The sequence below is a fragment of the Pseudomonas sp. SWRI51 genome, from assembly GCF_014268825.1.
GTDB lineage: Bacteria > Pseudomonadota > Gammaproteobacteria > Pseudomonadales > Pseudomonadaceae > Aquipseudomonas > Aquipseudomonas farsensis.
Genome location: NZ_JABWRG010000100.1, coordinates 1 through 17597, shown reverse-complemented (window position 1 = coordinate 17597; position 17597 = coordinate 1). Strand labels below are relative to the sequence as shown.

General features: G+C 62.5%; 15 protein-coding genes. 4 read left to right on the top strand and 11 right to left on the bottom strand.

What is annotated here, in order from left to right; genetic code table 11:
* Positions 1-188: 188 nt before the first annotated feature.
* The 3 genes from creC to HU720_RS20725 form a co-directional block, all read right to left on the bottom strand.
* Positions 189-1622 (bottom strand): two-component system sensor histidine kinase CreC, encoded by a 1434-nt coding sequence (gene creC, locus HU720_RS20735; protein ID WP_186522449.1) that lies wholly within the window; start codon positions 1620-1622, stop codon positions 189-191.
* Positions 1622-2302: a two-component system response regulator CreB gene (creB, locus tag HU720_RS20730; protein WP_186522447.1), complete on the bottom strand. Its 681-nt coding sequence runs from the start codon at positions 2300-2302 to the stop codon at positions 1622-1624. The genes creC and creB overlap by 1 nt, the downstream gene beginning before the upstream one ends.
* A gap of 207 nt (positions 2303-2509) precedes the next feature.
* Positions 2510-3010 carry an ATP-dependent zinc protease gene (locus tag HU720_RS20725; RefSeq protein WP_186522446.1) on the bottom strand — a complete coding sequence of 167 codons (501 nt, stop codon included), beginning with the start codon at positions 3008-3010 and terminating at the stop codon, positions 2510-2512.
* A 182-nt stretch (positions 3011-3192) separates the two neighbouring features.
* On the opposite strand from HU720_RS20725, the gene HU720_RS20720 reads away from it, so the two are divergent.
* Positions 3193-4101 carry an acyltransferase gene (locus HU720_RS20720; protein ID WP_186522445.1) on the top strand — a complete coding sequence of 303 codons (909 nt, stop codon included), beginning with the start codon at positions 3193-3195 and terminating at the stop codon, positions 4099-4101.
* Positions 4102-4314: 213 nt separating this feature from the next.
* On the opposite strand, the gene HU720_RS20715 is transcribed toward HU720_RS20720, so the two are convergent.
* Positions 4315-4878, bottom strand: a complete 564-nt coding sequence (locus HU720_RS20715) for a DUF2780 domain-containing protein (protein WP_186522444.1) — start codon at positions 4876-4878, stop codon at positions 4315-4317.
* Positions 4879-5091: 213 nt separating this feature from the next.
* Between HU720_RS20715 and HU720_RS20710 the strand changes: the two genes are divergently transcribed.
* Positions 5092-5991 carry an RHS repeat-associated core domain-containing protein gene (locus HU720_RS20710; protein ID WP_186522443.1) on the top strand — a complete coding sequence of 300 codons (900 nt, stop codon included), beginning with the start codon at positions 5092-5094 and terminating at the stop codon, positions 5989-5991.
* A gap of 45 nt (positions 5992-6036) precedes the next feature.
* Here the strand turns inward: HU720_RS20710 and fdhA are convergent, their stop codons facing one another.
* On the bottom strand, positions 6037-7236 hold the full coding sequence (fdhA, locus tag HU720_RS20705; protein ID WP_186522442.1) for a formaldehyde dehydrogenase, glutathione-independent: 1200 nt from the start codon (positions 7234-7236) through the stop codon (positions 6037-6039).
* A 226-nt stretch (positions 7237-7462) separates the two neighbouring features.
* Here fdhA and HU720_RS20700 point away from each other — a divergent pair, with 226 nt between their 5' ends.
* Positions 7463-8416, top strand: a complete 954-nt coding sequence (locus HU720_RS20700) for an RHS repeat-associated core domain-containing protein (protein WP_186522441.1) — start codon at positions 7463-7465, stop codon at positions 8414-8416.
* 73 nt (positions 8417-8489) lie between these two features.
* Here HU720_RS20700 and purU read toward each other — a convergent pair whose 3' ends face one another.
* The 6 genes from purU to HU720_RS20670 form a co-directional block, all read right to left on the bottom strand.
* Positions 8490-9347, bottom strand: a complete 858-nt coding sequence (purU, locus tag HU720_RS20695; RefSeq protein ID WP_186522440.1) for a formyltetrahydrofolate deformylase — start codon at positions 9345-9347, stop codon at positions 8490-8492.
* Between the two features lie 12 nt (positions 9348-9359).
* Positions 9360-9992 carry a sarcosine oxidase subunit gamma family protein gene (gene soxG, locus HU720_RS20690; RefSeq protein WP_186522430.1) on the bottom strand — a complete coding sequence of 211 codons (633 nt, stop codon included), beginning with the start codon at positions 9990-9992 and terminating at the stop codon, positions 9360-9362.
* 143 nt (positions 9993-10135) lie between these two features.
* Positions 10136-13153: a sarcosine oxidase subunit alpha gene (locus HU720_RS20685; protein ID WP_186522427.1), complete on the bottom strand. Its 3018-nt coding sequence runs from the start codon at positions 13151-13153 to the stop codon at positions 10136-10138.
* Positions 13150-13485: a sarcosine oxidase subunit delta gene (locus HU720_RS20680; RefSeq protein ID WP_186522425.1), complete on the bottom strand. Its 336-nt coding sequence runs from the start codon at positions 13483-13485 to the stop codon at positions 13150-13152. Before HU720_RS20680 ends, HU720_RS20685 begins: the two co-directional genes overlap by 4 nt.
* Positions 13486-13501: 16 nt before the next feature.
* Positions 13502-14752: a sarcosine oxidase subunit beta gene (locus HU720_RS20675; protein WP_186522423.1), complete on the bottom strand. Its 1251-nt coding sequence runs from the start codon at positions 14750-14752 to the stop codon at positions 13502-13504.
* A gap of 15 nt (positions 14753-14767) precedes the next feature.
* Positions 14768-16021 carry a serine hydroxymethyltransferase gene (locus tag HU720_RS20670; protein ID WP_186522421.1) on the bottom strand — a complete coding sequence of 418 codons (1254 nt, stop codon included), beginning with the start codon at positions 16019-16021 and terminating at the stop codon, positions 14768-14770.
* Between the two features lie 343 nt (positions 16022-16364).
* Between HU720_RS20670 and HU720_RS20665 the strand changes: the two genes are divergently transcribed.
* Positions 16365-17405: a low specificity L-threonine aldolase gene (locus HU720_RS20665; protein ID WP_186522419.1), complete on the top strand. Its 1041-nt coding sequence runs from the start codon at positions 16365-16367 to the stop codon at positions 17403-17405.
* Positions 17406-17597: the final 192 nt, after the last annotated feature.

The window sequence follows — 17597 nt, the reverse complement described above, 5'->3', positions numbered from 1 at the left end:
CTGCGCAGCCCAACGCGGGACAAGCCCGCTCGCCACAAGGGAGCTCGCCACAAGGAGATATGTCTGGCGGGAACAGGTTTGTACAAAACCATTGAATCTCCCACAGGGATCAGGGCCAGACCACTGTGCTGAGGCGGGACGCGGTCTTTGTAGGAGCTGGCGCTAGCCTGCGATAGGGCCAGAACCGGCTAGCTCAGCCGCCGCGCAGGCAACCACAGGCGTACGCGCACCCCGCCTTCGACGTTTTCCACCGCCAGCGCCCCGCCGTGCAACTGCATCACCTCGGCGACAAAGTTCAGCCCAAGCCCGGTGCTCTTGCGCCCGGTGCCGGGCCTTGGCAGCGAATAGAAGCGCTCGCTCACCCGCGCCAGCGCATAGTCCGGGATCGCCGGCCCCTCGTTGTACACACTCAAGGCCACCCGTTCCCCGGCAGGCTCCAGTACAACGCGCAGCGCCCCTGCCGGCGGGGTGAAGTCCAACGCATTGTCGAGCAGGTTGGCCAGCGCCTGGCGCATCAAAAACGGGTCGCACAGCAGTTGCGTGCCTGCTGGCACCTGCTGGCTGACCCGCACCCCGGCAGTGTCGATACGCGCCCCGTGGGCGGCCAATAACTCATCTGCCAGCACCGCCAGCGCCACCTGCTGCTCATCTTCCAGCGCCTGCATCTGTTCGACCCTGGCCAGGTTGAGCAGACGCTCGATCATCTGCTGCAAGCGCTCGCTCTCGCGCTCGATATTGCCGGCAAAACGCGCCCGCTGTTCGGCCGGCATGTCCCCTTGCAGCAGCTCGGAGGCGCCGCGAATCGCCGCCAGTGGGCTCTTCAGCTCGTGGGTGAGCGTGTGCACGTAGCGCTCGACATAGGCTTTGCCTTCAAGCTGGGTACGCATGCGTTCAACGGCGTTGGCCAAGTGCGCAAGCTCGCCACCTTTGTAATAGGGCACTGCCGCCCGCTCACCTTCGCTGACCGCCTGGGCATAGCGCGCCAGGCGCCGCAGCGAGCGCACCAGCCACCAGGACAATGCGGCGCCGATCAACAGGCCCATGCCGATCAAACCCAGACCAAGGTTCAGCAGGCGTTGCTCGGAGCGGTCGATATAGGGCTGCAGCGAGCTGTTGGGCTTGGCCACGGTCACAACACCAATGATCTTGCCGTCATCGGTGATCGGCGCTGCCACGTGCATCACCGAGGTGCTCTCGTCGTCGGCAACGCTGCGGGTGGAGCGCGCGCCGTATTGGCCGCGCAGGGTCAGGTAGACGTCATTCCACCGCGAATAATCCTTACCGACCGCCTCGCCGTTGGAGTCGAGCAGCACGATGCCATTGGCGTCGGTGACATAGATGCGGTGGCTGACCTGGTGCTTGGCCAGGCCCCAGATCTGCGCGCCGGGGCTGCGCAGGCCGTAGGCCTTGAGCACGCGCGGCAACTGGCTTTGCCCCAGGGTGCCGGCCTTGACGTCGTCATGCAGAATCTCGGCCAGCAGGTTGGCGGTGTCGACCAGGGTTTCTTCGGAGGACTGGCGCACCACCGGGCGGATCTGTTCGCGCACGGTATTGAGCAAAAAGTAACCTGCCAATCCGACAAACAGGAAGTACACCAGGAAGATGCGAATGCCTAAGCGCATCAGGCGTGTTCCGGGCTGTAGCTATAGCCAAGGCCGCGGTGGGTCTGGATGGGCTCGGCATCGGCGGCAATCAGGCGCAGCTTGGCGCGCAGGCTCTTGATATGGCTGTCGATGGTGCGCTCGTAGCCCACGTCCGAGGCCACGCCCAGGCCATCGAGCAACTGCTCGCGGCTGAATACCCGGCGCGGCTGCTCCAGCAGGCATTGCAGCAGGCGGAATTCGTGGCGGGTCAGGTTAAGCGGCTGGCCCCGGTAGGTGATGCGCATGGCCAGGGTGTCGAGCTGGAACGGCGTGCTTTCAGCCACAGGTTCGAGCCGCGGCGCCATGCGCTTGAGGATGGCGCGCACCCGAGCGGCCACTTCACGCGGGCTGAAGGGTTTGACGACATAGTCGTCGGCGCCGATTTCCAGCCCCAGCACCCGGTCGATTTCAGCGTCGCGGGCGCTGAGGAACATCACCGGCACCTCGCTGAAGCGGCGCAACTGGCGGCAGGTTTCGAAACCGCTGATATCGGGCAGACCGATATCGAGGATGACGAGGTCTGCCGGGCGCAGGCGCTGCTGCTCGACGGCAGCGCTGCCCAGGCTCACCCATTCGGTGCTGTGGCCGTCGGCCTGCAGGGCATAGACCAGCGTGTCGGCGATGGAAGATTCGTCTTCGACGATGAGAATGTGGGGCATGGCGTCCGGCCTTGCTGGGGCAAAGGCTGGACTTTGAAGCAAGTGAGCTGGGCTGTGCAAATTTTGCTGCAGGTCTGGCCCCGAGGCTGCTGCGCAGCCCGTTCGCGGCACAAGGCCGCTCCTACAGAGGAATGCGCTTCCCCGTAGGAGCGGCCTTGTGCCGCGAACGGGCGCAAAGCGCCCCCGACAATCTCAAGCCAAGCGCAATCAGCAGCCCGGCTTGCCCGCGGTGTACTTCTGCGCGGGGTCCACAGCGGCCTTGAATTCTTTCAACGCCTTGGAACCCACCAGCAGCGGGTAATTGAAGCTGCTGCGGTCAACCAGGTTGACCTCCACGGTGCGTTTCACATCACCCAGGCACAGCTCCAGGTCCACTACCGGGCGGTGCGAAAGCTCGGGCGCATCGCCCTCCTCGTCCTCTTCGGCGCGGTTCTTGATTTTGCTGATACGCGACACCTGGTGCTCGTAGACCTTGCCATCGGCGTCCTTGGTCGCCAGACGAAAGCGCACCCACTCCTCGCCATCGCGCTTGAACAGCTCGATGTCCTTGGCCGACAGCGAAGCGGTGTAGGCGCCGGTGTCCATCTTGGCCTTGAGCGTCTCGCCAAGCTCCGGCAGCTTGATGCGCTCGTAACGGCCATACAGGGTTGGGTCGGCGGCCATGACCGGCAGCGCCAGAAGGGACAACAGGGCTAGCAGAGGTTTCACGGGGCAGGCGTCCTTGAAAAGAGTCAGTGCTTAGACTGCGCGGGCAGCATAGGTTCGTTGTCACAGGTTAAACAACACAATGTGAAACATTTGTCCCATCCAGCGGGCACTGGACGTTTGGCGTAGGCCACCGGCGTGCTTATCATTGCCACCTGTATCTTTCACACAACAAGAGTTTCCCTATGCGTCGCCTGCTGACCGGCATCCTTACCTTGACCCTGCTGCTGCTCAACACGTTGGTGATGATCGGCCCGCTGCTGGCCTTCGCCCTGCTCAAGCTGGTGCTGCCCGGCCGCTGGCGCGACCAGGCCTCGGCGGCGGTCATGTGGATCGCCGAAGCCTGGTCGGAAGTCGACAAGGCCATCTTCGCCCTGTGCATCCCCACGCAATGGGACATTCGCGGCGCCGAAAACCTGGGCAAGCACACCTCGTACCTGTGCGTCAGCAACCACCAGAGCTGGGTGGACATTCCTGCGCTGATCGAAAGCCTCAACCGCCGGGTGCCGTTCTTCAAGTTCTTCCTCAAGAAAGAGCTGATCTGGGTACCGCTGCTGGGCCTGGCCTGGTGGGGCCTGGACTACCCGTTCATGAAGCGCTACAGCAAGGCGTTTCTTGAGAAGCACCCCGAGCTCAAAGGCAAGGACCTGGAAATCACCAAAGCGGCCTGCGAGCTGTTCAAGCGCCAGCCGGTCACCGTGGTCAACTATCTCGAAGGCACCCGTTTCACAGAGGCCAAACGCGCCCAGCAGCAGTCGCCCTACCGTAACCTGCTCAAGCCCAAGGCCGGTGGCGTGGCCTTTGTGCTGGCAGCACTGGGCGAGCAGCTCGATGCGTTGCTGGACGTCACCATCGTCTACCCCGGCAACCAGGCGCCGGGGTTCTGGGCACTGCTCGACGGCAGTATCAGCCGGGTGATCATTGACATCCGCGTGCGCGAGCTTGAGCCTGCGCTGTGCAGCGGTGATTACGAGAACGACCCGGCGTTTCGCCAGACGCTGCAGGCCTGGGTGAACGAACTGTGGGCGCAGAAGGATCAGCGGATCGACCAATTGCGTGCCGAGCAACGTGGGAGCGGGCTTGCCCCGCGATAGCGGCATATCAGCCAACGCGTGCGCACCTCTGGCGGGGCCCGCTCACATCGGTTATCTGCAACCCTGCGCCGGCCTCATCGCAGGCTAGCGCCAGCTCCCACAAAGACCGCGCACGACCACACTATCAAGGGCTGGCCTGGGTTCCTGTGGGAGCTGGCGACAGCCTGCGATGAGGCCAGACCGGCTGCACAAAACCATGGATCCCACAGCAGTTCAGACCGACGGCTGAGCTGATGGCGCTGGAACGGTCCACAGGCTCCCAAGGTTCTGCAACAACGACGCTGCGACCCCCTGCTGCCCCAGATACTGAAGAATCAACGGCGCAAACTGCCCGATCATGCCAGTGTCCATGCCCAGTGCCTTGAAGGCACTGTCGAGGTCGCTGCGGTCTTCCACTTCACTTCCCAGCGCGTTGCCCAACAGCGACGCGCTCTTGTCATCGCCCAGCAACTGCCCCAGCCCGCCCAGTGCGTTGGCGCCGGAGAGCAGGTCCAGCCCCGGTACCGCCTTGGTCAGTTGAGCATACTCGTCGCCGCTGAGGTTGTTGCGCGCCAGCCCCAGCATGGCCCCGGCACCGCCGATAGCTTGTTCGGGGGTGATTTTCAGCTCGCTGCCCAGCGTGTTGAGCAGGTTGGCCTGGGCCGCCGGGGCCTGCACCTGGGCGCCCTGATTGTGGTTTTGCGTCGCCGACACCGCATTGGCGACATCGCTCAGGTTGAAGGCGAACACTGGGCTTGCGGCCAGGGTCATCAGGGTCGCCAGGGTGAATGCTTTCATCGGGAAGGACCTCAACGGCCGGAATGGCCGGGAAACGAGGCATTCGACTGAGGGGCCGGACCTTTGTTCCAGGCCGGTGGTCGGCGGTGCCAGCGCGACAGCGGGCTTGCATCGCGACCACGCCTACCTAGCATTTTTGTCAGTAGCCGCAAGCCTGTTCCCTGTTCAATATCCTCTTGTAACGCCGCTCACCCACTGCAGAAGGAGACTCCCATGAAAGGGCAGTCGAATAATATGCTCTTCTTTTACAAGGGCAAAAATTTGGGCACTGTCATCCAAGGCCTGCAGCGGCGCTCCATCGTTCGCACTCGCGATATGTTGCTGGCCGAGCAACAGACTACAGATGCCGGCGGGGCGAATTTATTAGCTACGGACCAACAAGGGTCGGTCCTTACTGTGCAGGCAGATACCGACGATGAACGCCACAGGTTCACGCCATACGGACACGATCCAACGTTAAATTCCGAGAAAAATCTCACAGGCTTCACGGGTGAGTATTTAGAAGCTCTGTCGCATTACTACTTGCTGGGTACTGGTTACCACCGTAGCTATCACCCAGCACTCATGCGCTTTGTGTCACCCGACAGTGTCAGCCCTTTTGCTGAAGGCGGAATAAATGCATATGCCTATTGCGGCGGCGACCCTGTGAACCGCATAGATCCCTCTGGGCAGAACTGGTTTACTAGCCTATTCAAAGGAATAGGAAACGCTTTACATTTCCGCAGGCCTGGCTCCTCCAAGGTTTCACCCACTGTTGGCCCGACGGCCGAGCAAAAAATAGCAACAGGCCAAAATAGCCCAAACTCTCGCGCCTTGCCGTCTTATACAGAACAACCCGGGGCCAATGAAACAACCATCACTAAAGCAAAAGACCTTCTACAGAAAGATCTAGACGCAAATCAAAAAGAACTACACCAACAGCAAATATCCAACAATAGATCTATACTCAAAATCCTGATAAAGGATCATAAAGGAAAAAAAATCAGCAAATCAGAAATAGCAGAACTAAACGAGCGTCTCAATGCTTCGAAAATTGCAAAAGATAAGGCAGCCATTATTAGGAGCAGGACTGACCCGGTACCACCTCCGCCCTATAGCCCCAATAATCGATAGGCCCGATAATAAAGCCCCTCAACAGAGGGGCTTTATTACTTCACATCACGCCGCACTAAACGTCTTGTGCGGATCAATCACAAACTTCTTCGGCACGCCGGCATCGAACTCGCCGTAGCCTTCCGGCGCCTGATCCAGGCTGATCACCTGCACGCCCACCACTTCGGCAATGTTGATGCGGTCCCACATGATCGCCTGCATCAGCTGGCGGTTGTACTTCATGGTTGGGGTCTGGCCGGTGTGGAAGCTGTGCGATTTGGCCCAGCCCAGGCCAAAGCGGATGCTCAGTGCGCCGATTTTGGCAGCGGCATCTACCGCGCCTGGGTCTTCGGTCACATACAGGCCCGGAATACCGATGTTGCCGGCTACGCGGGTCACCTGCATCAGCGAGTTCAGCACAGTGGCGGGTGCCTCGTGCTTGGCGCCTTCATGGCCGTGGCCGCGGGCTTCGAAGCCGACGGCGTCAACGGCGCAGTCCACTTCTGGCTCGCCCAGAATGTCGATGATCTGCTCGTGCAGCGGGGTGTCCTTGGACAGGTCGACCACCTCGAAGCCCTGGGACTTGGCGTGGGCCAGGCGCAGCGGGTTGAGGTCGCCGACGATCACGCAGGCCGCACCCAGCAGGCGCGCCGAGGCGGCAGCGGCCAGGCCGACGGGGCCGGCACCGGCTACATAGACGGTGCTGCCAGGGCCGACGCCTGCGGTAACTGCGCCGTGGTAACCGGTGGGCAGGATGTCTGACAGGCAGGTCAGGTCGCGGATTTTCTCCATGGCCTTGTCGCGGTCAGGCAGTTTCAGCAGGTTGAAGTCGGCATACGGTACCAGCACGTATTCGGCCTGCCCGCCGGTCCAGTCGCCCATGTCGACGTAGCCGTAGGCGCCACCGGCGCGGGCCGGGTTGACTGTCAGGCAAACGCCGGTGTGCATTTCTTTGCAGGAGCGGCAGCGGCCACAGGCGACGTTGAATGGCACCGACACCAGGTCGCCGATTTTCAAACGCTCGACGTCGCGGCCAAGCTCGATGACTTCACCGGTGATTTCGTGGCCCAGCACCAGGCCGACTTGGGCAGTGGTACGGCCGCGGACCATGTGCTGGTCGGAGCCGCAAATGTTGGTGGAAACCACCTTGAGGATCACGCCGTGCTCGATCTTCTTGCCGCGCGGGTCCTGCATCTTGGGGTAGTCGATATTCTGTACCTCGACCTTGCCAGCGCCGCGATACACCACTCCACGATTACCAGACATGCTCTTACCTCGCTTGATTTGTATTTATGCAGCGTTGGTTGAACCCGCCGCCATCCATGGGCGGCATGTGTTACTGGATAAGGGAATTGTGGGCTTGATGGGGGACGGGGCAGTGACTGGTTGCGACAGGGGGATGCCTGTTTGCGGCGCGCCGCGCTGGCGCAGAGAGCGGGGACACGAGGCTGGCTGACTAGCATTTCTATCAGTACCCACTGGCCAGGCGTGCATGTACCATCCGACCAAGACCGCAAAGCGCCGCGGCAACAATCAGGAGCCTCTGGTGAAAGCGCAAGCGTGCATCACACAAGTTTTCTACCAGAATGGTATTCCGGTAACTGTAAGGCAGCAGGACCAACACCATGTACTCCTACGCGCCGCCAATATGCTCCTGGCCGAGCTGGCGGCCGGTGCCAGGCAGGCCACAGCCCTTCTGGAAAACGACCATAACGGCTCCGTCCTGCATGTGCAGCCCGGCAGCGGCGAGGGTGAAAACCATTGCTTCACAGCCTATGGGCATGCCGCGTCACAGCCTTCGACGCGCACGCTGGCAGGGTTCAACGGCGAATGCATCGACGCCCTGACGGCAGGTTACTTATTGGGAAATGGCTACAGGCTGTACATGCCCGCGCTGAGGCGATTCAACGCGCCGGACAGTTGGAGCCCTTTTGATGCGGGTGGCATAAATACTTACGCCTACTGTGGCTGTGACCCTGTCAATCGTGATGATCCTTCAGGCCACGTTATTGGATTCAAAACGCGAACCCATGGCTACAGGACGCAATTCCGTCCTTCTCTAGTACGAGCGCGCTCGCCCATCAAGATAAATGTCCCCAGAGAAATGGCCTTGCACGACGACCACTTGCTCGACAAGGTACTGGACTACCTGCCGGACGGAGCCCTCAACAATTTGAGCAAGGCCGACCCAGCACTAGAACCATGGATCGCAAAACGCTCTTCAAGAAACCTTGACGTTTTCATGGCGTCACCTCAATTCGAAGACCTCGCCTCAGTCATTGAAAACCCGGGGCTCGGCATCCGTAAAGAGGAGGCACGTGAAAGAGTGCATAGCCAGATCATGAAAAACCAGAACCCTGAGCTGACTGCTTATCTAAATCTGTTCAACCCGGCCGCCAACACATTGTCTCGAGGCACGAGCCGTATACGGGACCCGTCCCAATAATTCACGCTGGGCCGTGATAACGTGACAGCGCAAAACAGGACTCCATTAACCGGATCTGCTCGCGCCCCCAATTTCAAAGAACAACCGTCCGATTGGCGTTCAAGAACACCCGCTTCTCAATGTGATACCCCACCGCCCGCGCCAGGGTCAGGCATTCGATATCGCGCCCCTTGGCAATCAGGTCTTCGGGGTAGTGGCTATGGTCCACCACCTCGACGCCCTGGGCGATGATCGGGCCTTCGTCGAGGTCGTTGTTGATGTAGTGCGCGGTGGCACCGACCATCTTCACACCCTTGTTGTAGGCCTGGTGGTAAGGCTTGGCGCCCTTGAAGCCGGGCAGCAGCGAGTGGTGAATGTTGATTGCCCGGCCATCGAGCTGGCGACACAGCTCCGGCGACAGCACCTGCATGTAGCGGGCAAGGATCACCAGCTCCGCACCGGTCTCCTCGATGACCTGCAACACCTTGCGCTCCTGCGCCGGTTTGTCATTGGGGTCGAGGGCGAAGTGGTAGTAGGGAATCTTGTGCCAGTGCGCCAAGGGCTCAAGGTCGGGGTGGTTGGATACCACCGCCACCACGTCCATGCCCAACTGGCCGATGCGCTGGCGATACAGCAAATCGTTCAGGCAATGGTCGGCCTTGGACACCATGATCACCACCTTGGGGCGGTGATTGGGCGCGATCAGCTCGAACGCCATGCCGAACGCTTCACTGCGCTCGGCAAGGCCTGCGCGAAACGCATGTTCGTCGAAACCGTCCGGGGCGCGGAATTCCACGCGAATGAAAAACCGCCCCGACAGCCGGTCGTCGAAGGAGTGGTGCTCGGTGACGTAGCAGCGCTGCTCATAGAGGTGACGCGTCACCACATCGACGGTGCCGAGCATGCTCGGGCAGTCGGCAGTGAGAATCCAGGTGTCCGGTGCCCGACTCATGCTGTGTACTCCTTAGGCTTCGATGGCCAGGCCGTACTCGGCCGAGGCGTCCTGCAACCACAGCCACCAGTAGTCGGAGAAGCTGCGGCGCACCACCAGTTCCCAGGTGTCTTCGCCGGTGCGGCGGATCACCAGTTGCGACTTGGCGAACACCGTGCCCACCGCCTTGCCCACCGGGAAGTTGTTTGGGTGAACATCATAGCTGGTGGATTTCATCAGCACTTCGCGCACGTTCGGGCCGCGCAGTTCCAGCAAGCTCTGCCCGCCACTGACGTTGACGATCTGAATGTGCTGGCCGTCAAGGGCCTCGCGCAGTTTCTGCTCGACCGCGAACTCCTGCCCGCCGGGCACAATCAGCAGCCACTCATCGGGGCCGACCCATTGCAACGACGTGTCGCCGTTGGCAACCACGGTCAGCGCCACCGGCAGCTCAAGGCCCAGGGCCTTGTGCACGCCGCCGGCGAAGGCCTGGTCATGGCCATCACCACGCAGGGTCAGGTGGCCGAGGAATTTCTTTTCACGCAGGGTCACGCCTGCGTTGTTGCGGCCTTTGCCGACCAGGCTGGCCAGGTCGGCGTGGTGCAGTGGCGACTGGGCCTTGGCGTCGGCGCCGGGGTTTTGCTGGTAGACGTTGATAGCGCTCATTTGTTACCTGCCTTGAATTCTTGTGGGTCAGATCGACATCGGCACCGTGGGAGCGGGCTTGCCCCGCGATGGGGGCGTCGAGGCCTCCATTGCATCGCGGGGCAAGCCCGCTCCCACAGTGTCCGCTGTCACCAGCCGGGGCCTTAGACGTTCTGCCGCTCACCCTTTGGATCGAAGAACACCGAAGACACGATTTCTGCCTCGATCACGCTGCCATCGGCCTGCGGCGAATACACCCGCTCGCCCATGCGCTTCAGGCCGCCCTTGACCACACCCATGGCGAACGAATAGCCCAGGGAGTTGGAGGCGTAGCTGGAGGTGACGTGGCCAACCATGTCCATCGGGATCGGCTGCTTGGGGTCGAACACCAACTGGGCGCCTTCGGGCAGCCACACGTTCGGGTCCACAGGCTTGAGGCCGACCAGCTGCTTGCGGTTCTCGCGCACCACGTCCTCACGGTTCATGCCACGCAGGCCAATCCACGAGTACGGTTTGTTGCGGCCCACACACCAGCTCATGTTGAGGTCATCGGCGGTCATCGAACCGTCGGTGTCCTGGCCAACGATGATGAAGCCCTTCTCGGCGCGCAGTACGTGCATGGTCTCGGTGCCGTACGGGGTCAGGTTGTACTTCTTGCCGGCCTCGACGATCTGTTCCAGCACGCCCATGGCGTAGTTGGCCTGCACGTTGACTTCGTACGACAGCTCGCCGGTGAACGAGATGCGGAACACCCGGGCCGGCACGCCGCCGACCTTGCCTTCCTTCCAGGTCATGAACGGGAAGGCTTCCTTGTCCATGTCGATGTCGGTCAGTTCGCTGAGCAGCTTGCGGCTGTTCGGGCCAGACAAGGTCATGGTCGCCCAGTGGTCGGTCACCGAGGTGAAGTACACCTTCAGCTCCGGCCATTCGGTTTGCAGGTACAGCTCCATCCACTGCAGTACGCGGGCCGCGCCGCCGGTGGTGGTGGTCATGATGAAGTGGTTGTCGGCGACGCAGGCAGTGACCCCGTCGTCGAAGACCATGCCATCTTCCTTGCACATCAGGCCGTAGCGCGCCTTGCCCACATCGAGCTTGGTCCAGGCGTTGGTGTAGATGCGGTTGAGGAATTCACGGGCATCCGGGCCCTGGATGTCGATCTTGCCCAAGGTCGAGGCGTCGAGCAGGCCGACGCTGTCACGCACGGCCTTGCACTCGCGGGCAACGGCGGCGTGGATATCTTCACCGGCTTTAGGGAAGTACCACGGGCGCTTCCACTGGCCGACGTCCTCGAACTCGGCGCCGTTCTTCACGTGCCAGGCATGCAGGGCGGTAAACCGCACCGGCTCGAACAGGTGGCCACAGTGACGGCCCGCGACCGCGCCGAAGGTCACCGGCGTGTAGTTGGGGCGGAACATGGTGGTGCCCATCTGCGGGATGCCGATGCCCAGCGAACGGGCGGCAATGGCCAGGCCGTTGATATTGCCCAGTTTGCCCTGGTCGGTGCCAAAACCCAGCGCGGTGTAGCGTTTGACGTGCTCGACCGATTCGAAGCCCTCGCGGGTCGCCAGCTCGATGGCGGCGGCGGTGACGTCGTTCTGCTGGTCGACGAACTGTTTGGGCGCACGGGCAGTGCCTTTGTCGTGCGGGACCTGGAACAATGCCAGGGTGGCCTCTTCCTTGCGCGCCAGGGTTTTCGGCACGTTGCCGACGCTGGCCTTGAAGCCTGCTTCGGTGGCCGCGCGAGCGCCGCCTTCAAAACCATCGGCAATGGCATCGGCCAGTGGATAAACGCCATTGATACCGCCGACACACACACGTTTTTGCGGCGCATCGCCCGGTACGAAGCCGAGGATGTCTTCACGCCACACCGGGCGGCCGCCCAGGTGCGAAGCCAGGTGGACCACCGGGCTATAGCCACCGGAAGTCGCCACCAGGTCGCAGTCCAGCCATTCGCCGGGGCTGGTGACTTTGTGCGCTTGCGTGTCGATGGCGGCAACGCGGACACCGGTAACGTGCTTGCTGCCGCGCGACTCGATCACAGCGCTGGAGGTCAGGATACGGATACCTTTGGCGCGGGCTTCCTCAACCAGCGAACCGCGCGGGTTGTGTCGGGCATCGGCGATGGCCACCACTTGCAGGCCGGCATCATGCCAATCCAGGGCTGCACGGTAGGCATGGTCGTTGTTGGTCGACAGCACCAGCTTGCGGCCCGGCGCCACGCCATAACGGCGCACGTAGGTGGAAACGGCGCCGGCCAGCATGTTGCCCGGCAGGTCGTTGTTGCCGTACACCAGCGGGCGCTCGTGGGCGCCGGCGGCCAGCACCACGCGGTTGGCCCGCACACGGTGCACACGCTGGCGCACCTGGCCAATCGGGGCGCGGTCGCCGAGGTGGTCGGTGAGGCGCTCGTGGATGGTCAGGAAGTTGTGGTCGTGGTAGCCGTTGACGGTGGCCCGTGGCAGCAGGGTGACGTCTGGCAGCGCTTCGAGTTCGGCAACCACCGCGGCAACCCACTCAGCGGCAGGCTTGCCGTCGAGGGTTTCGCGGGTGTCGAGCAAGGTGCCGCCGAACTCTTCCTGTTCATCGGCCAGAATCACCCGGGCACCGCTGCGCGCAGCCGCCAGGGCCGCGGCCAGGCCAGCAGGGCCGGCGCCGACGATCAGCACGTCGCAGTGCTGGTTCATGTAGTCGTAGCTGTCCGGGTCGTTCTGCAGCGGTGCACGGCCAAGGCCGGCTGCCTTACGGATGTACTTCTCGTAGGTCATCCAGAACGATTTGGGGTACATGAAGGTTTTGTAGTAGAAGCCCGGCGGCATCATGCTGCCGCCCACCTTGCCCAGGATGCCCATGACGTCGGTGTTGACGTTCGGCCAGCCGTTGGTGCTGGTGGCTACCAGGCCCGAATACAGCGCCTGCTGGGTGGCACGCACGTTAGGGATCTGGGTGGCTTCGCTGGAACCGATCTGCAGGATGGCGTTCGGCTCTTCGGTACCTGCGGCAATGATGCCGCGTGGGCGCGAGTACTTGAAGCTGCGCCCAACGATATCCACACCGTTGGCCAGCAGCGCGGCGGCCAGGGTGTCGCCGGCATAGCCTTGGTAGGTCTTGCCGTTGAAGCTGAAGTTCAGCACCTTGCTGCGGTCGATACGGCCGCCGCTGGCGAGGCGATAGGTCTGGCTCATACTTTTTCCCCTTGGCCCTTGGCGATCACAGGCGCGGCTTCTTGCTTGCCGGCAGCGGTGACTTGAGGCTTCTCGCCGATCTTGTAGGTTTCCAGAATTTCGTAGGTCACGGTGTCGCGGGTGACGTTGAAGTACTGGCGGCAGCCGGCGACGTGGTCCCACAGTTCGTGGTGGATACCACGCGGGTTATCACGGAAGAACATGTACTCGCCCCACTCCTGGTCGGAGCAGGAAGCCGGGTCCAGCGGGCGCGCGATATGCGACTGGCCCGAAGCGTGGAATTCTTCCTCGGAGCGCAACTCGCCGCAGTGGGGACAGAAAATGTGCAACATGACGGTTGTCTCCGGGTCAGTGGGCGACGGCAGCAGCGCCGTGTTCGTCGATCAGTGCGCCGTTGTAGAAGCGGTCCATGGAGAACGGCGCGGCCAGCGGGTGCATCTCGCCTTTGGCAAGGCTTGCGGCAAACACGTTGCCCGAGCCCGGAGTCGCCTTGAAGCCGCCGGTACCCCAGCCGCAGTTGAAGAACAGGTTCTTCACCGGGGTCTTGGAGATGATCGGGCAGGCGTCCGGCGAGGTGTCGACGATCCCGCCCCATTGGCGGTTCATGCGCACCCGCGAGAGGTTGGGGAACATCTCGACGATGGCTTGCAGGGTGTGCTCGATGACCGGGTACGAACCGCGCTGGCCGTAGCCGACCCAGCCGTCGATACCGGCGCCGATCACCAGGTCGCCCTTGTCGGACTGGCTGATGTAGCCGTGCACGGCGTTGGACATGATCACGCTGTCGATGATCGGCTTGATCGGCTCGGAAACCAGCGCCTGCAACGGGTGCGACTCAAGCGGCAGGCGGAAGCCGGCAAGCTTGGCCATGTGCCCGGAGTTACCGGCAGTGACCACGCCGACGCGCTTGGCGCCGATGAACCCCTTGTTGGTCTCGACGCCAATCACCGCGCCGTTTTCCTTGCGGAACCCGGTCACTTCGGTCTGCTGGATCAAGTCCACGCCCAAGGCGTCTGCGGCCCGGGCAAAGCCCCAGGCCACGGCGTCGTGACGGGCCACGCCGCCACGGCGTTGTACGGTGGCGCCGAGGATCGGGTAGCGGGTGTTCTTGGAGCAGTCCAGGTACGGAATCTCGGCCGCCACCTGGGCGGTGTTAAGCAATTCGCCATCTACGCCGTTGAGGCGGTTGGCCGAAACCCGGCGCTCCGAATCACGGATGTCCTGCAGGGTGTGGCACAGGTTGTAGACGCCGCGTTGGGAGAACATCACGTTGTAGTTGAGGTCCTGGGACAGGCCCTCCCACAGCTTCATGGCGTGCTCGTACAGGTGCGCCGACTCGTCCCACAGGTAGTTGGAACGCACGATGGTGGTGTTACGGGCGGTATTGCCGCCGCCCAGGTAACCCTTCTCGATCACCGCGACATTGGTGATGCCGTGTTCCTTGGCCAGGTAGTAAGCCGTCGCCAGGCCGTGGCCGCCACCGCCGACGATAATCACGTCGTAGACCTTTTTAGGGGTCGGCGTGCGCCACATGCGCTGCCAGTTCTCGTGGTGGCTGAGGGAGTGCTTGAAAAGGCCGAAGCCCGAATAGCGTTGCATGGTGTTTTGCTCCACTCAGCGGTAGACCGGGAAGTCGGCGCACAGGGCGGCGACGTTCTTGGCAACATCGGCTTCAACGTCCGCATCGCCCAGGTTGTCCAGCACATCGCAGATCCAGCCGGCCAGCGCGACGCACTGGGCAACCTTGAAACCACGGGTGGTGACAGCCGGGGTGCCGATGCGCAGGCCCGAGGTAACGAAGGGCGACTGCGGGTCGTTGGGCACGGCGTTCTTGTTGACGGTAATGTGCGCGCGGCCCAGGGCGGCGTCAGCGTCTTTACCGGTGAGGCCCTGGCGGATCAGGCTGACCAGGAACAGGTGGTTGTCGGTACCGCCGGACACCACGTCATAGCCACGGTCGATGAACACCTTGGCCATGGCCTGGGCGTTTTCGATGACCTGCTTCTGGTAGGCCTTGAAGCCTGGCTCCTGGGCTTCCTTGAAGCACACCGCCTTGCCGGCGATGACATGCATCAGCGGGCCGCCCTGGGCGCCTGGGAATACCGCCGCGTTGAGCTTTTTCTCGATTTCTTCGTTGGCCTTGGCCAGGATCAGGCCGCCACGCGGGCCGCGCAGGGTCTTGTGGGTGGTAGTGGTGACCACATCGGCAAACGGGATCGGGTTGGGGTAGAGGCCCGCGGCAACCAGGCCGGCCACGTGGGCCATGTCGACGAACAGCAGGGCGCCGACCTTGTCGGCGATCTGGCGAAAGCGCGGGAAGTCGAGGGTCTTGGAATACGCCGAGAAGCCGGCAACGATCATCTTCGGCTTGTGCTCGACGGCCAGGCGCTCGACTTCGTCGTAGTCGATCAGGCCGGTATCGGTGTTGATGCCGTACTGCACAGCGTTGTACAGCTTGCCCGAGGACGACACCTTGGCGCCGTGGGTCAGGTGGCCGCCGTGGGCCAGGCTCATGCCCAGGATGGTGTCGCCGGCCTGCAGCAAGGCCAGGTACACCGCGCTGTTGGCGGAGGAGCCGGAGTGCGGCTGAACGTTGGCGTAGTCGGCGCCGAACAACTGCTTGGCACGCTCGATGGCCAGCGCCTCGACCTTGTCGACGTGCTCGCAGCCGCCGTAGTAGCGCTTGCCTGGGTAGCCTTCGGCGTATTTGTTGGTGAGGCCGCTGCCTTGGGCCTGCATCACGCGCTTGCTGGTGTAGTTTTCCGAGGCGATCAGCTCGATGTGATCTTCCTGGCGTTGTTCCTCGGCATTCATCGCCGCCAGCAGTGCGTCGTCGTAACCCTGGATCTGGTCTTGCTTGCTGAACATCGTGTATCTCCCGGCAGCGATCAGTTCTTGTTGGAGAGGGATCTGTGACCCTTTGCAGCGATGGTATGACTCGGCCGGTGGGCACAGATGCCTGCGCGCGCCTTGCAATGGCGCGTTTACGACATTGGCCCTGGTGCCTGCAAAGAGCGGGGCGCTGTGCGCCCCATCGCAGGCTGTCGCCAGCGCCCACAGGTGCTGAGCAAAACCAGTTGGGCGTGATACCTGTGGGAGCTGGCGACAGCCTGCGATGGACTGCCCAGCAGTCCCCATCCACCGGTTGTATAGGCAACCGCCGAATCAATGGTTTAGAGTGCTTGCCTGCGTCGTATAAAGGACAGGCGTCATGACCGATAACACCCAGCAATTCGCCAGCGACAACTATTCGGGCATCTGCCCGGAGGCGTGGGCAGCCATGCAGCAGGCCAACCAGGGCCACGAGCGCGCCTACGGCGACGACCGATGGACCGAACGCGCCGCCGAATACTTTCGCAAGTTGTTCGAAACCGACTGCGAGGTGTTCTTCGCCTTCAACGGCACCGCCGCCAACTCACTGGCCCTGGCCTCGCTGTGCCAGAGCTACCACAGCGTGATCTGCTCGGAGACCGCCCACGTCGAGACCGACGAATGCGGCGCGCCGGAGTTCTTCTCCAACGGCTCCAAGCTGCTCACCGCAGCCAGCACCGATGGCAAGCTCACCCCCGAATCGATCCGCGAAGTGGCGCTCAAGCGCCAGGACATCCACTACCCCAAGCCGCGGGTGGTCACCATCACCCAGGCCACCGAAGTGGGCACCGTGTATCGCCCGGACGAGCTCAAGGCAATCAGCGCCACCTGCAAGGAGCTGGGCCTGAACCTGCACATGGACGGCGCACGCTTTACCAATGCCTGCGCATTCCTCGGTTGCTCGCCGGCTGAGCTCACCTGGAAAGCCGGCGTCGACGTGCTGTGCTTCGGTGGCACCAAGAACGGCATGGCTGTGGGCGAGGCGATTCTGTTCTTCAACCGCCAACTGGCCGAAGACTTCGACTACCGCTGCAAGCAGGCCGGGCAACTGGCGTCGAAGATGCGCTTTTTGTCAGCGCCCTGGGTGGGGCTGCTGGAAGACGGCGCCTGGTTGCGCCATGGCACCCACGCCAATCACTGTGCACAACTGCTGGCATCGCTGGTCAGCGACCTGCCCGAGGTGCAGTTGATGTTCCCGGTCGAGGCCAACGGGGTGTTCCTGCAAATGCCGGAGCCGGCCATCGAAGCGCTGCGCAGTAAGGGCTGGCGCTTCTACACCTTCATTGGCAGCGGCGGCGCGCGCTTCATGTGCTCGTGGGATACCGAAGAGGCGCGGGTGCGCGAGTTGGCTGCGGATATCCGCAGCATTTTCGGCGCCTGAGGGCGCCTGGGCATGTTGACCCGGCAGTAACCTGTGCTGGCCTCATCGCAGGCTGTCGCCAGCTCCCACAGGAATCTGAGCCAAACCTCGAAATCGCGGCTGTGCGTGGTCTCTATGGGAGATTCTATGGTTTTGTACAAGCCTGTTCCCGCCAGATATATCTCCTTGTGGCGAGCGGGCTTGCCCCGCGTT